Raw genomic sequence first — 14,404 nt, forward strand, 5'->3', positions numbered from 1 at the left:
CCCCCCGTCGCATGCGTGACCCGGTGCGGCGTGAGGGTTGTTTCGCGCCGCGTGGAGATGATTATGCGTCAAATCAGCGGCACTGCCAGGGGAATGGCGTGTTCCGTCGCGTGGGGCCGGGGGTCCCGGCCCCCGTCGCCGCGCCCGGCTCCCGGTGAACGGTTGTCCGCGTGGCGGTAATCCGCTCTACTGCTGAACAGCCCCGGCGGCGGGGCGTGTCCAGGGGAGGGAACCAGATGACAGGGCACCGGCACGGACCCCCGTCCCACCGGCCCCGCTCGCGTCCGCCCGGGCGCCGGCCCGCCCTGCTGGTCACCGCCTTCCTGCTGGCCGGTGTCTGCGCCGCGGCCGGCGTCGCCTGGAACCCCTTCACGGCCGCGGCCGGCCAGGACCTCGCCCGGCCCGCCCCCGGGCCCTCCTCCACCGGACCCGCCGCCACGTCCGCCGCGCCCTCCGCCACCGGCCCGGACGCGGAGCACGAGGACCCGACACCGTCACCCGCCGGGACCACGGCCCCGAGCGCCGCCGCCGACGCGGCCCGTCCGACCGGAGCCCTGCCCTTCGACCTCCCCGCGCCCGACGCGCTGCGCTCCGCCGCCGGCGGCCGCAAGCTGGTCTTCGCCCACTACTTCACCCCGTACCCGCTCTCCCTGGACAACGCGAGCACCGAAGCCGACTACTACACCCGTCACTACCTCGACCCCCGGGGCGAGAACGGCAAGCACCAGCGGTACGGCGGCCTGCTGCGCGACCGCCCGCTGCCCGTCCCTCCGAAGGACGGCGACTGGGAGTACGCCAACCTCCAGCAGGAGGTCCGCACCGCCCGGAACGCGGGCATCGACGGCTTCACCCTCGACCTGCTCTCCCTCTCCGGGAAGAACTGGGAGCGCGCGGGCCTGCTGATGCGGGCCGCCCACGCGGTCGACCCCGCCTTCAAGGTCATGCTGATGCCGGACATGACCTCCCTGGACACCGACGACCCCGCCGTGATCGCCGGGGCCCTGGCCGCCCTGGGCGGGCACCCGGCCGCGCACCGGCTCGACGACGGCCGGCTCGTCGTGTCACCGTTCAAGGCCGAGCAGAAGAGCGCCGACTGGTGGCGCCGCGTCCTGGACCAGCTGAGGTCGAGGCACGGGATCCGCACCGCCTTCGTCCCCCTCTTCCTCGACTTCGGCCCGCACCACGAAGCGTTCGCACCCATCAGCCACGGGTTCTCCGAGTGGGGCAGCCGCAGCTACGCGGGCCAGGAGGGCACCGCCGCCGACGTCCGGCGGGCGCACGGCCAGGGCAAGATCTGGATGCAGCCCGTCTCCGTGCAGGACGCCCGCCCGAACCAGGGCGTCTACGACGAGGCGGGCAACACGGCCACCCTGCGCGCCACGTGGACCCACGCCATCGAGGACGGCGCCGACTGGGTCCAGCTGACCACCTGGAACGACTACTCCGAGGGCAGCCAGTTCGCCCCGTCCCGGAACAACGGCCACGCGTACCTGGACCTCACCTCCTACTACCTGACCCGCTTCAAGACCGGCGGCTGGCCCCCGATCGTCCGGGACACCCTCTACCTCACCGGCCGCACCCAGTTCGCGGCCGCCGACCCGACCGGCGACCAGTCGCTGCTGATGTCCCTGCGCAAGGGCAGCGCCGCCGCCCGGGACACGGTCGAGGTGCTCAGCTTCCTGACGGAGCCCGCGACCGTCCGCAGCGTCGTCGGCTCCGCCACGCGGGAACACCGGGCCCCGGCCGGGGTCCACGCCGAACTGCTGCCGCTGCGTCCCGGCACCAGCGCGGCGGAGGTGGCCCGCGCCGGGAAGGCCGCCGTACGGGTGGAACTGCCGTACCCCGCGGACCACGAGGTACCGGTGCAGGACCTCCAGTACTACGCGGCGACGAGCGGCCGCCCGGGGTGACCGGACGCCGGCCCGGGGACCGGCCCGCGGCCGGGGGCCCGTGGGCGGGAGAGGGGCCCGCGGCCCGGGAGCCGGCCCGCCGCCGGGGGACCGCCCGCGGCCGGGCAGGCCAATTCGGCCCAGGCGGCCCTTCCGTCCCCGCGCGCGAGCCCGCATGCTCCGGGTGCGGGCCACGGAGCCCGCACCCGACACGTCCCGTCCGGAGGTACCCGTGCCCGCGCCGTCCGCCCCCTCCGCCCCGCCCGCCTTCCCCGGCGGCCCCGGCCTCTTCCGGCTGGACCCCGCCGTCGCCCACCTCAACCACGGCTCCTACGGAGCGGTCCCGCTGCCCGTCCTCGAAGCGCAGGAGACCCTGCGGACCGAGGCCCACGCCGACCCCGACGCCTTCTTCCACGGCCTCCCCGACCGGCTGGCCGGCGCCCGCGCGCGGATCGCGGCCCGGCTGGGCACCGACCCCGACGGCCTCGCGTTCGTCTCCAACGCCACGGAGGGCGCCAACCTGGCGTTCGAAGCCATCCCGCTGGCCGACGACGACGAGGTCCTCGCCACCGACCACGGCTACGGCACCGTCACCGCGGCCGCCGCCCGGCGCGCCCGCGTGACCACCGTCGCCCTGGACCCGCGCCTGCCCGACGAGGACGCCGTACGCGAGACCGTGCTGGCCGCGCTCACGCCCCGCACCAAGGTGGCCCTGCTCGACCACGTCAGCTCGCCCACCGCCCGCCTCATCGCCGGACCCCGGCTCCTCGCCGAGCTCTCCGCCCGCGGCGTCACCACCGTCGTCGACGGCGCCCACACCCCCGGCATGCTGGCCGCGCCGGTCCCCGCAGGCGCCGACTTCTGGTTCGGGAACCTCCACAAGTGGGGGTACGCGCCCTCCGGTACCGCCCTCCTCGCCGTCGCCCCCGCCCACCGGGACCGGGTCCGCTCCTTCTCCCCCTCCTGGCAGGACCACCACGGCTTCCCCCGTTCCGTCGAGTACCGCGCCACCGCCGACTACACCGGCTGGCTGGCCGCCCCCGAGGGCCTCGACCTCATCGAGCGGCTCGGCGCCGACCGGGTCCGCGCCCACAACGGCGCCCTCGCCGCCTACGGGGCGGAACTGCTCGCCGGGGTCCCCGGCCTGACCCCGCTCCCGCACACCCCGGGCGTGGCCATGCGCTCGCTGCTGCTGCCGCCCGGCACCGCCGAGACCCAGGACGCCGCCGCGGCCATGCGCGAGGAACTCGCGGCGAAGCTCCGTATCCGCGTGCTGATCTGGGCACGGCCGGGCGGCGGCGGCATCCGGGTCTGCGGGCAGCTCTACAACCGGGCCGAGGAGTACGAGCGCCTCGCCGCGGCCCTGCCCGGCTTCCTCAGGGGCGCCTGAGCAGGTAGGTGTCCATGATCCAGCCCTTGCGGGCCCGGGCCTCGGTCCGCAGCTCCTCGATGCGGCCCGCGACGTCGGCCAGCTTGCCCTGGACCAGGATCTCGTCCGGCGTGCCGACGTAGGCACCCCAGTAGATGTAGAGGTCCTGGTCCAGGTGGGCGGTGAAGGCGTGCCGGGCGTCCAGCATCACCACCACGTCGTCCACGTCCTGCGGCCAGCCCTCCGCGAGCCGGCGGCCGGTGGTGATCTGGACCGGCCGCCCGACCCGGTTCAGATTGGTCCGGTGCCTGGCCAGCAGCGCCGACACGCTGCTGATGCCGGGCACCACCTCGTGCTCGAAGGCCACCCGGCCGTGCTCCAGCACCTCGTCGAGGATCGCCAGCGTGGAGTCGTACAGCGAGGGGTCGCCCCACACCAGGAAGGCCCCGGTCTCGCCCTCCGCCAGATCCTCCGCGATGAACCGCTCGAAGATCTCGGCCCGGGCGCTGCGCCAGCCGTCCACCGTCGGGGTGTAGTCGGCCGGGGTGCGGTCCCGGTCCGGATCGCGGCCCTCCACGAGCCGGTGGCCGGGACGGGCGTGCGCGTCGAGCATCGCCCGCCGCAGACCGGTCAGGTCCGACTTCTCCTCCCCCTTCTCCAGGATGAGGAATGCGTCCGCCGCGCCGATCGCCCGGACCGCCTGGAGGGTCAGGTGGTCAGGGTCGCCCGCGCCTATGCCGATGACTGAGAACTTCTTCACCGGGCTATTGTGCCCATCATGCGCGCCGCCCTGTTCGTCACCTGCGTCAACGACGCGCTGTACCCCCGGACCGGCATCGCCGTCGTACGGCTCCTGGAGCGCCTCGGCGTCGAAGTGGACTTCCCCGCCGCCCAGAGCTGCTGCGGCCAGCCCCAATACAACACCGGCTACCGCCACGAGGCCGAGCCGCTGCTGCGCCGCACCGCCGAGGCCTTCGCCGGCCACGACCACGTGGTCACCCCCTCAGGCTCCTGCGCCGCGATGATCCGCGAGCACTACCCCCGCATCGGCCGCAAGGCCGCCGAGGAGGGGCGGGGGAGCGCCCTGGCGGAGCTCGCGGAGGGCCTCGTACCGCGGGTCCACGAACTGACCGAGTTCCTCGTGGACGTCCTCGGAGTCACCGACGTCGGCGCGTACTTCCCGCACACCGTCACCTACCACCCCTCCTGCCACGGCCTGCGCTCCCTCGGCCTCGGCGAACGCCCCCGGCGGCTGCTGGCCGCCGTCAAGGGCCTCGAACTGGTCGAGCTGCCCGGCGCCGAGGAGTGCTGCGGCTTCGGCGGCACCTTCGCCGTGAAGAACCCGGACGTGTCCGCCGCGATGGGCGCCGACAAGACCGCCGCCGCCCGGGCCACCGGCGCCGAGGTGCTGTGCGGGGCCGACAACTCCTGCCTCGCCCACCTCGGCGGCATCCTCCACCGCGCCGGGGACCCCATGCGCACCCTGCACCTCGCCGAGATCCTGGCCGCCACGGAGGAGGACCCCCTGCCATGACCGGTACGCACCTCGGCATGCCCGCCTTCCCGCCGTTCCCCGCCGTCGCCCGCGAGGCCGTACGGGACGGCGTACTGCGCGCCAACCTCCGGCACGCCACCCACACCATCCGGGACAAACGGGCCCGCGCGGTCGCCGAACTCGCCGACTGGGACCGCCTGCGGGAGGCGGGCAAGGCCCTCAAGGACCACACCCTGCGCCACCTCGACCGCTACCTGCTCCAGCTGGAGGCCGCCGTCACCGCGGCCGGCGGCACCGTGCACTGGGCCGTCGACGCCGAGGAGGCCAACCGGATCGTCGTGGGCCTGGTCCGCGCCACCGGGGAGCGGGAGGTGGTCAAGGTCAAGTCCATGGCCACCCAGGAGACCGGCCTCAACGAAGCCCTGGAAGCCGCCGGCATCGCCGCCTACGAGACCGACCTGGCCGAGCTCATCGTCCAGCTGGCCCACGACCGGCCCTCGCACATCCTCGTCCCCGCCATCCACCGCAACCGCGGCGAGATCCGCGACCTCTTCCGCTCCGAGATGGCCGGCTGGGGCCGGCCGGCCCCCGAGGCACTCGGCGACGACCCGCGCGAACTCGCCGAAGCCGCCCGCCTCCACCTGCGCGAGAAGTTCCTGCGCGCCAAAGTGGCCGTCTCCGGCGCGAACTTCATGGTCGCCGAGACCGGCACCATGGTCGTCCTCGAATCCGAGGGCAACGGCCGCATGTGCCTGACCCTGCCCGACACCCTCATCTCGGTCGTCGGCATCGAGAAGGTCGTCCCCACCTTCCGCGACCTGGAGGTCTTCCTCCAGACCCTGCCGCGTTCGTCCACCGCCGAACGGATGAACCCGTACACCACCATGTGGACCGGAACGGGGCCGTCTCAAGGGGCCGACGGCGACGGCCCCTCCGCCTTCCACCTCGTCCTCCTCGACAACGGCCGCACCGACACCCTCGCCGACGAGACCGGCCGCCAGGCCCTGCGCTGCATCCGCTGCTCCGCCTGCCTGAACGTCTGCCCCGTCTACGAACGCGCCGGAGGCCACGCCTACGGCTCCGTGTACCCCGGCCCCATCGGCGCCGTCCTCAGCCCCCAACTGCGCGGCACCGGCAGCGCGATCGACGCCAGCCTGCCCTACGCCTCCACCCTGTGCGGCGCCTGCTACGAGGTCTGTCCCGTCGCCATCGACATCCCCGAGGTCCTCGTCCACCTCCGCGAACGCGTGGTCCAGGGCGGGCCCGTGACCCGCGAGGGCGTCCGCGTACGGATCCGGCCCGCGCACGGCCACACCGCCGAACGGGCCGCCATGCGCGCCGCCCGGCTCCTCCTCGACCACCCCGGCGCGCTGCGGGCCGGGGAGCGGCTGCTGTCCCGCGCCCGCCGGCTGCGCCCGCGCCGGCTGCCGGGGCCGGGCCGCGCCTGGACCGACACCCGCGAACTGCCCGAGATCCCGGCGGAATCCTTCCGCGACTGGTGGACCCGCGAACGGGGGAACCGACCGTGAGCAGCAAGGACCGCGTCCTGGCCCGCATCCGCAGGGCCGCCTCCGGCCCGGACCCCGCCGTCCCCCGCGACTACCTCCGCGTCCACGGCACCCGCACCCCGGCCGAGAGCGCCGACCTGCTCGCCGCCCACCTCACCGAATACCGGGCGAAGGTCCACCGCACCGACGAGGACGGCCTCCCGCCGCTGCTCGCGCGGCTGCTCGCCCAGCGCGGCTCCCGCACGGTCCTGGTCCCGCCCGCTCTGCCCCCGCACTGGCTCTCCGCCGCGGACCCGACCCTCGTCCACGACCACGCGGACTCCACCCCGTACGACCTGGACCGCGTCGACAGCGTGGTCACCGGCTGCGCCCTGGCCGTCGCCGAGACCGGCACCCTCGTCCTCGACGGCGGCCCCGACCAGGGCCGGCGGCGCATCACCCTGATCCCGGACCACCACATCTGCGTGGTCCGCGTCCCCGGCCAGGTCGTGGACTCCGTCCCGCAGGCCCTCGAACGCCTCGACCCCACCCGCCCGCTGACCTGGATCTCCGGACCCTCGGCCACCAGCGACATCGAACTGGACCGGGTGGAAGGCGTGCACGGCCCCCGCACCCTGGAAGTCGTCCTCCTCGGCGCACAATAGGCCCATGCCCTCCCACATCGCCCTGACCGCCCTCGTCGTCCACGACTACGACGAGGCCATCGACTTCTACACCCGCGCCCTCGGCTTCGAACTCGCCGAGGACACCCCCCGGCCGGACGGCTCCCGCTGGGTCGTGGTCCGCCCGCCCGGCGCCAAGGAGTCCGCCCTGCTGCTGGCCCGCGCCAAGGACGAGGCCCAGCGCTCCCGCGTCGGCGACCAGACGGGCGGCCGCGTCGGCTTCTTCCTCTACACCGCCGACTTCGCGGCCGACCACGCCCGGATGACGGCGGAGGGCGTCCGCTTCCTGGAGGAGCCGCGCCACGAGCCGTACGGCTCCGTCGCCGTGTTCGAGGACCTCTACGGCAACCGCTGGGACCTGCTCCAGCCCGCCTAAACGGTACCCGGCGGCCCGGTCAGCCGGGGGGCTTCGGCCGCCGCGTCGATCCGCTCCCCGGCCTCCACCCGCCCCGCCAGCGCCCGGGCCCACCCGGCCAGCCCCGCCGTGTCGATCCCGTACGCCTCCCCGTACCCGGCCAGGGCGCCGGCCCCGCGCCGCAGCAGCCGCGCCCCGCCGACGGAGTTCCCCCGCGCGGCGTGCGTCAGCCCCACCGCCAGCTGCGCCAGCCCCCGCCACAGGGCCTCTTCGGCCCCGGGACGGGACTTCCACGCGTCCTCGAACACCTCGTGCGCGTGGAAGGGCATCCCGCCGTCCAGCAGCCGCTGCGCCTCCGCCACCGTCCCGGCCGGCGTGCGCACCACCCCTTCGGGCTGCCGCTCCACCCCCTCGGCCCCGTACGGCAGCGGCCGCCCCAGTCCGTCCCGCGGCCGCGCACTGCGCGCCCGCCCCTCACCGTCCCGGTCCCGATCCCGTTCGCTCACCCGAGCCATCCTGCCCGCCGCCGATCACCCGTGCACACACACCCCTCGGCGTGGGGTAATGTTCTGCATGTGCCCGGCACGAGGGGAAACCCCAGGTGAAGGGCGCAAAGCAGTAAACGGGACGTGGCGCAGCTTGGTAGCGCACTTGACTGGGGGTCAAGGGGTCGCAGGTTCAAATCCTGTCGTCCCGACTCGAAAGAGTCGCAGATCAGGGGCCGTTTTGGAGCAATCCAAAACGGCCCCTTGATCGTTTTTGGGGACCAGTTGGGGACCAGCGCACTTGACCGGGCCGGAGCGCACCTTGACCCGGTCAAGGTGGTTCCTCGTCGGCGCCGAAGCCGCGGCCCGAGTCGCGCGCCACGCCGACTCGGGCCGCGGCTTCGGCGCCTAGGTCACGTCACGAGGCCGAGGCGGCGTCGAGCTGTTCCTCAAGGGCGGCCAGCGACCGGTAGCAGGCCATGACCTGGGCGATGGAGGAGTTCGGTTCGCGGCCCTCGCGGATGGCGGCGACGAACTCGCGGTCCTGCAGTTCGATGCCGTCCATCGAGACGTCGATCCCGCTCACGTCGATCGGCTCGTCCTTGCCGGTGGACAGATCGTCGTAGCGCGCGATGTAGGTGCCGGTGTTGCCGATGTAGCGGAACACCGTGCCGAGCGGCCCGTCGTTGTTGAACGACAGCGACAGGGTGCAGATGGCGCCGTTCTCCGCGCGCAGCTGGATGGACATGTCCATGGCGATGCCGAGGTCGGGGTGGATCGGGCCCTGGATCGCGTTGGCCTGCACGATCGGCGAGCCGGTCTGGTAGGCGAAGAGGTCGACGGTGTGCGCGGCGTGGTGCCACAGCAGATGGTCGGTCCAAGAGCGCCGCTGGCCGAGGGCGTTGAGGTTGGTACGTCGGAAGAAGTAGGTCTGCACATCCATCTGCTGGATGCGGTACTCCCCGGCCTGGATCTGCCGACGCACCCATTGGTGGCTCGGGTTGAAGCGCCGTGTGTGCCCCACCATCGCGACGAGGCCGGTGCGCTGCTGTGCCGCCAGGCACGCCTCGGCGTCGCCGAGCGAGGCGGCGAGCGGGATCTCGACCTGGACGTGCTTGCCCGCCTCCAGGCAGGCCAGCGTCTGCGCGGCGTGCATCGGCGTGGGCGTGGCGAGGATGACGGCGTCGATGTCGTCCATCGCCAGCACCTCCTCCAAGGTCGCGACGCCGCGGCCGACGCCCTGCTCCTGCGCGAACCTCCGGGCGCTGTCGAGGGTGCTGCTCACCACGGCGGCGACCTCGACGCCGTCGATCCGCCTGAGTGCGGCCGCGTGTTTGGCGCCGAAGGCACCGCCCCCGACCAGGGCGATCCGCAGGGTCTGCTCGTCGGTCATGTCACTCCTTGACGGCGGGCGCCTCGGCCCGCGGGTGGTTTTCGAGAATCAGGTGGCCGACGGCGGTGTTGGACGCCGGCACGTGGTAGAAGCGGTGCTTGACCTCGACCTGCCCGGAGTCGTCGAGGTCGCTCATCGCCCCGCGGGCGATCAGCCACATGACCAGCTCGATGCCCTCCGAGCCCGCCTCCTCGACGTACTCCAGGTGCGGCACCTGCGACAGGGCGACCGGGTCCTCGACCAGCCGGTCCAGGAAGGCGTTGTCCCACTCCCGGTTGATGAGGCCGGCGCGGGGGCCCTGCAACTGGTGGCTCATACCGCCGGTGCCCCACACCTGGACCTTCAACGGCTTGTCGTAGGACTCGATCGCCCTGCGCAGCGCCTGGCCGAGCTTGAAGCACCTGGCGCCCGAAGGCACGGGGTACTGCACCACGTTGACGTGGAACGGGATCACCTTGCACGGCCACTTCTCGACGTCCCCGAACATCAGCGACAGCGGTACGGTCAGACCGTGGTCCACGACCATCTCGTTGACGAGGGTGAGGTCGAAGTCGTCCCTGATGAGCGAGTGCGCGATGTGTGCGGCCAGCTCCGGGTCGCCCTCGATGCCGGGGACGGGCCGGGGCCCGTAGCCCTCGTCGGCGGTGTCGTAGGCCGCGCCGGTGCCGAGCACGAAGGTCGGGATCATCGACAGGTCGAACGCGGTGGCGTGGTCGTTGTAGACCAGGAAGACCACATCGGGTACGTTCTCGCGTTCCCACCGCTTGGAGAACTCGTAGCCCTCGAAGACCGGCCTCCAGTAGGGCTCGTCCGTCTTGTGGTGGTCCATCGCCGCGCCGATCGCCGGCACGTGCGAGGTGAACACCGCGCCGGTGATCACGGCGTGCCCGGCCGACGGTTCCGGGGCGGCGTGTGCCGCCTCCAGGACGGCGCGGTCTATCCGGTTGCCCTCGACGGAGCGGCCCCCACCGACCATCATGTCCCGGTACTCATGCTCAGTCATGCCGGTCATCGAGCCCGCCATCTGCTGGAACGACAGTCCCAGCGCCGCACCCCACTTGGCGAGGAAGTAGATGTTGCCGCCCTCGCGCATCGCGGCGTTGAGGTCGCGGTCGAGGAGCGCCTGCTTCTGCTCCTCCCGCAGCGGCCACGCGTCGAGGTAGGCGCGCTCGTCGGCCAGGTAGCTCTCACGGTTGTCCACCGTCATCAGCGACATGCAGAACTGGTTGAGGTGGTAACCCTTGGCGGACTGTTCGGCGTCGAAGAGGGTCGTCCCCGGCACCAGCTTGTAGGTCTTGTCCAGCGACACTGCGGGTGCTCCTATCGTGGGGTGGTCATTCGGCGCCCGGCCAGTACAGGCGCATCGGGTTGGCCACGAGGAGCTTGTGCTGGAGCGGTGGTGTCGGCGCGATGTGCGGGATGAAGTCGACGAGCAGGCCGTCGTCGGGCATGTGGTCGACGAGATTCGGATGCGGCCAGTCGGTGCCCCACAGCACCCGGTCCGGGAACTCCTCGACCACGCGCCGGGCGAACGGGACGACGTCGCGGTAGGCGTCCCGCTGTCCGTCGAGGGCCGGCGGGCCTGCCGCTGACAGCCGCTCCGGGCAGGTCACCTTGCACCAGATGTCCGGCCTCGCCCGCATGAAGTCCAAGAACGCCTCGAACTCCGGACCGTACGGGTCCTTGGCGACATCGGGCCGGCCCATGTGGTCGACGACCAACGGCACCGGGACCGAGAGCAGGAAGTCGCGCAGCTCGGCGAGGTCGGCTGCCTCGAAGTAGACGACCACGTGCCAGCCGTACGGGGCGATCCGCTCGACGACGTCCCACAGGTCCCGCCGCGGCGCCGCGTCGACGAGCCGCTTGACGAAGTTGAACCGCACGCCGCGGACGCCGGCCTCGTGCAGTTCCCGCACCTGCGCGTCCGGGACCCCGGACCGAAGCGTAGCGACGCCGCGGGCCAGGTTCCCCGAGTGCCGCAGGGCGTCGACCATGGCGCTGTTGTCTGCTCCGTGACAGGTCGCCTGGACCACGACGTTGCGGGCGAAGCCCAAGTGGTCGCGCAGCTCGAAGAGCCGGTCCTTGGACGCGTCGCAGGGGGTGTACTTGCGCTCGGGTGCGAACGGGAACTGCGACTCCGGGCCGAAGACGTGGCAGTGCGCGTCGACGGCGCCTTCGGGCAGTTGGAACCGCGGTCGGCTCGGACCGGCGTACCAGTCGAGCCAGTCGGGGACCTTCTCGGACATGGTCGTCATCCTCAGTCCTCGTAGCGCAGTCCGCGCTCGGCCAGCGGGCCGCGCATGCCGCACAGGTCCAGGCCGAGCTCGCCCGCGCGGAACCGCGCACGCTTGCCCGCCTCGGAGGCCTCGCGCGCGGCCGACGCCGCGGCGACCGCGGCGGCCCGTTCACGCGGCACCACGACCACGCCGTCGCCGTCGGCCACGACGACGTCCCCGGGCCTGACCAGGGCGTTGGCGCAGACCACCGGTACGTTGACCGAGCCGAGCGTGGCCTTGACCGTGCCCTTGGCGTTGATCGCCCGTGCGAAGACCGGGAAGTCCATCTCCGCCAGGTCGGCCACATCGCGCACACCGCCGTCGATGACCAGGCCCCGGCCTCCCCGGGAGCGGAACGAGGTGGCGAGCAGGTCGCCGAAGAAGCCGTCCTCGGTCTCGGTCGTGCAGGCCGCGACCACGACGTCGCCCTCCCGGATCTGCTCGGCGGCGACGTGGAGCATCCAGTTGTCGCCGGGCTGAAGCAGCACGGTCACGGCGGTGCCGCACAGGCGGGCCTCCGGGTAGACCGGGCGCAGGTAAGGGCGCATCAGCCCCACTCGGCCCATGGCCTCGTGGATGGTCGCCACGCCGAAGGCCGAGAGCGCGGCGACGGCCTCGGGGTCGGCGCGGACGATCGACGTGTGGACTACGCCGATCTCGGTGTGCTCCATGGGTTCTTCTCCTGGGGTCAGTGGCCGGCTGCGGCGAGGCGGGCGGCGAGTCGGGGGTAGACGCGCAGGGCGTTGCCGCAGTAGACGGCGGCCCGCTCCTCGTCGGAGAGGTGTGGGGTGGCCTCGACGTATCGCTTCGTGTCGTCGAAGTGGTGGCCGGTGCGGGGATCGAGGTCTCGGACCGCGCCGATCATCTCGCTGGCGAACAGGACGGACCTGCTGGGGACCACCTGGGTGAGCAGGTCGATGCCGGGCTGGTGGTAGACGCAGGTGTCGAAGAAGACGTTGTCCAGGAGCGTCTCGGGATCCGGCTTGCCCAGCGCCATCGCCAGGCCGCGGAACCGGCCCCAGTGGTAGGGCACCGCGCCGCCGCCGTGCGGGATCACGAACCGCAGCGTCGGGAAGTCGGCGAACAGGTCGCCCTGGATCAGCTGCATGAACGCCGTGGTGTCGGCGTTGAGGTAGTGGGCACCGGTGGTGTGGAAGGCCGGGTTGCAGGACGTGCTGACGTGGATCATGGCGGGGATGTCGTACTCGGCCATCGCCTCGTAGACCGGGTACCAGCTGCGGTCGGTCAGCGGCGGCGCGGTCCACCTGCCGCCCGAGGGATCAGGGTTGAGGTTGATCGTCACCGCGCCGAGCTCCTCGACCGCGCGCCGCAGCTCGGGCAGGCACGTCGCGGGATCGGTGCCCGGTGACTGCGGCAGCATCGCGCCCATCGCGAAGCGGCCGGGGTAGAGCGTGCTGACACGGTGGACCAGGTCGTTGCAGATCCGGGCCCAGACCGAGGAGACCGCGAAGTCGCCGATGTGGTGGGCCATGAAGCTGGCCCGCGGGGAGAAGACCGTCAGGTCGGTTCCGCGTTCGTCCATGAGCCGCAGCTGGTTGCCCTCGATCGCCCGGCGCAGGTCGTCGTCGGTGATGACCAGCTCGTCGGGGTCGGGCGCGTCCCCGGGGGCGCCGACCGCCGCTGTCTGCCGGTCGCGCCACTGCGCCAGCTGGGGTGGTGCGGTGGTGAAGTGCCCGTGGCAGTCGATGATCATGTGCTCTCTCCGGTGGTCTTGTGGGGTCAGCCCCGGCCGCGGGCGGGCCAGCCGGTGTACTGCTCGGCGAGGTAGCTGCGGCCGGCGCGGGTGCCGACCACGTTGTCGAGCTCGCCGAGCTGACGCCTCAGGTCGAACGGGGAGCCGCCGGGCGCGGTGTGCAGCAGCTGGGTCATCCAGTAGGAGAAGTTCTGGGCCCGCCAGACCCGTTGCAGGGCGCGCGGCTGGTACTCGTCGAGCGCGGCCTCGCCTGCGCCACCGAGTGCCCGCAGCAGAACGTCGGAGAGCACCTTCACGTCGTGCAGCGCCAGGTTCAGCCCGCGGGCGCCGGTCGGCGGCACCGTGTGCGCGGCGTCGCCCGCGAGCAACAGTGAGCCCCACCGCATCGGCTCCTGTACGAACGAGCGGAACCGCAGCACCGTCTTGTCCAGGATCGGGCCCTCCTTGAGACGGAAGCCGTCCTCGCCGGCCACCCGGACCTGGAGCGTCTCCCAGACGCGCTCGTCCGGCCAGGAGTCGGGGGACTCGTCGGGGCCGCACTGGAAGTACATCCGCTGCACGGTCCCGGTGCGCTGGCTGATCAGCGCGAACCCGTGCTCGGAGTGGGCGTAGACCAGCTCGGGCGCGCTCATCGGAGCCTCGGCCATGATGCCGAACCACGCGAAGGGGTACTCCCTGCCGTAGCGCACCCGCTGACCCTCCGGCACCAGATCGCGGCACATGCTGCGCGAACCGTCCGCGCCGACCATGTACCGGGCCCGGATCTCGTGGCGGGACCCGTCGGGCGCGGTGTAGCGGACCCGGGGGGCGTCGGTGGTGATGTCGAGGACTTCGGTGTCACTGACGCCGAAGCGGACCGTGCCGCCGTCGCGCTCCCGGGCGTCGGCCAGGTCGATGAACACGTCGGTCTGCGGATAGAGCCACACCGACTCGCCGACCAGCTCCTTGAAGTCGAGGCGGTGCGCCCGCCCGCCGAACCGCAGCTCGGTGCCTTCGTGTTCGCGGCCCTCGCGCAGGATCCGGTCGCTGACGCCGGTCTCGACCAGGTCCCGGGCCGCATCGGCCTCCAGGATGCCGGCGCGCTGCGTGCTCTCGATCTCCTGCCGGGTACGGGTGTCGACCACGATCGTCTCTACTCCGGCGCGCCCGAGTAGGTGGGCCAGCATCAAGCCGGCTGGACCGGCACCGATGACAACGACCGGAACCGGGGCAACGGTGTCGATGATGGCGTCGGCCATGGCACCTCCTGAGCGACTGC

General features: G+C 72.7%; 14 protein-coding genes and 1 tRNA gene. 7 read left to right on the plus strand and 8 right to left on the minus strand.

All coding sequences use genetic code 11. The annotated features are described in order from the left end of the window. Window positions 1–236: 236 nt before the first annotated feature. Window positions 237–1,910, plus strand: a complete 1,674-nt coding sequence (locus ACFY7H_RS00975; RefSeq protein ID WP_388931192.1) for a glycoside hydrolase family 71 protein — start codon at window positions 237–239, stop codon at window positions 1,908–1,910. A gap of 211 nt (window positions 1,911–2,121) precedes the next feature. Continuing rightward, entirely contained in the window at window positions 2,122–3,279 is a 1,158-nt protein-coding gene (locus ACFY7H_RS00980) for an aminotransferase class V-fold PLP-dependent enzyme (protein WP_388931195.1), read from the plus strand. Here the strand turns inward: ACFY7H_RS00980 and cobF are convergent. Then, window positions 3,266–4,018, minus strand: coding sequence for a precorrin-6A synthase (deacetylating) (cobF, locus tag ACFY7H_RS00985; RefSeq protein WP_388931198.1), 753 nt, complete (start codon window positions 4,016–4,018; stop codon window positions 3,266–3,268). The genes ACFY7H_RS00980 and cobF overlap by 14 nt on opposite strands. An 18-nt stretch (window positions 4,019–4,036) precedes the next feature. Here cobF and ACFY7H_RS00990 point away from each other — a divergent pair, with 18 nt between their 5' ends. From ACFY7H_RS00990 to ACFY7H_RS01005, 4 genes are read left to right on the plus strand one after another with little or no spacing between them, the layout of a single operon-like run. Then, complete coding sequence (locus ACFY7H_RS00990; protein WP_388931201.1) at window positions 4,037–4,792, plus strand: (Fe-S)-binding protein; 756 nt, start codon at window positions 4,037–4,039, stop codon at window positions 4,790–4,792. Beyond that, window positions 4,789–6,282 carry a lactate utilization protein B gene (locus ACFY7H_RS00995; RefSeq protein WP_388931204.1) on the plus strand — a complete coding sequence of 498 codons (1,494 nt, stop codon included), beginning with the start codon at window positions 4,789–4,791 and terminating at the stop codon, window positions 6,280–6,282. The genes ACFY7H_RS00990 and ACFY7H_RS00995 overlap by 4 nt, the downstream gene beginning before the upstream one ends. Then, a complete protein-coding gene (locus tag ACFY7H_RS01000; RefSeq protein ID WP_388931207.1) occupies window positions 6,279–6,905 on the plus strand; it encodes a lactate utilization protein C in 627 nt (208 codons plus the stop codon). Before ACFY7H_RS00995 ends, ACFY7H_RS01000 begins: the two co-directional genes overlap by 4 nt. Before the next feature lie 4 nt (window positions 6,906–6,909). After that, entirely contained in the window at window positions 6,910–7,299 is a 390-nt protein-coding gene (locus tag ACFY7H_RS01005) for a VOC family protein (RefSeq protein ID WP_388931210.1), read from the plus strand. Here ACFY7H_RS01005 and ACFY7H_RS01010 read toward each other — a convergent pair. Then, complete coding sequence (locus tag ACFY7H_RS01010) at window positions 7,296–7,784, minus strand: DUF309 domain-containing protein (protein WP_388931213.1); 489 nt, start codon at window positions 7,782–7,784, stop codon at window positions 7,296–7,298. The genes ACFY7H_RS01005 and ACFY7H_RS01010 overlap by 4 nt on opposite strands. A 117-nt stretch (window positions 7,785–7,901) precedes the next feature. On the opposite strand from ACFY7H_RS01010, the gene ACFY7H_RS01015 reads away from it, so the two are divergent. Then, window positions 7,902–7,975, plus strand: a tRNA-Pro gene (locus ACFY7H_RS01015). Between the two features lie 206 nt (window positions 7,976–8,181). On the opposite strand, the gene ACFY7H_RS01020 is transcribed toward ACFY7H_RS01015, so the two are convergent. Genes ACFY7H_RS01020 through ACFY7H_RS01045 form a run of 6 tightly spaced genes read right to left on the minus strand, consistent with a single transcriptional unit; the run spans window position 8,182 to window position 14,384 of the window. Further along, window positions 8,182–9,156, minus strand: coding sequence for a Gfo/Idh/MocA family oxidoreductase (locus tag ACFY7H_RS01020; protein ID WP_388931215.1), 975 nt, complete (start codon window positions 9,154–9,156; stop codon window positions 8,182–8,184). Window position 9,157: 1 nt separating this feature from the next. After that, the gene (gene ligA, locus ACFY7H_RS01025) at window positions 9,158–10,465 is read right to left on the minus strand and encodes a protocatechuate 4,5-dioxygenase subunit alpha (protein ID WP_388931218.1); all 1,308 of its coding nucleotides are present in this window, start codon (window positions 10,463–10,465) and stop codon (window positions 9,158–9,160) included. A gap of 25 nt (window positions 10,466–10,490) precedes the next feature. After that, window positions 10,491–11,411, minus strand: a complete 921-nt coding sequence (locus ACFY7H_RS01030; protein ID WP_388931220.1) for an amidohydrolase family protein — start codon at window positions 11,409–11,411, stop codon at window positions 10,491–10,493. A gap of 2 nt (window positions 11,412–11,413) precedes the next feature. Beyond that, a complete protein-coding gene (gene ligK, locus ACFY7H_RS01035; RefSeq protein ID WP_388931223.1) occupies window positions 11,414–12,103 on the minus strand; it encodes a 4-carboxy-4-hydroxy-2-oxoadipate aldolase/oxaloacetate decarboxylase in 690 nt (229 codons plus the stop codon). A gap of 17 nt (window positions 12,104–12,120) precedes the next feature. Continuing rightward, window positions 12,121–13,146, minus strand: a complete 1,026-nt coding sequence (locus ACFY7H_RS01040) for an amidohydrolase family protein (protein ID WP_388931226.1) — start codon at window positions 13,144–13,146, stop codon at window positions 12,121–12,123. Window positions 13,147–13,172: 26 nt separating this feature from the next. Then, window positions 13,173–14,384, minus strand: a complete 1,212-nt coding sequence (locus tag ACFY7H_RS01045; RefSeq protein ID WP_388931228.1) for a 4-hydroxybenzoate 3-monooxygenase — start codon at window positions 14,382–14,384, stop codon at window positions 13,173–13,175. Window positions 14,385–14,404: the final 20 nt, after the last annotated feature.

Source organism: Streptomyces sp. NPDC012794 (assembly GCF_042901085.1).
Classification (GTDB): Bacteria; Actinomycetota; Actinomycetes; order Streptomycetales; family Streptomycetaceae; genus Streptomyces.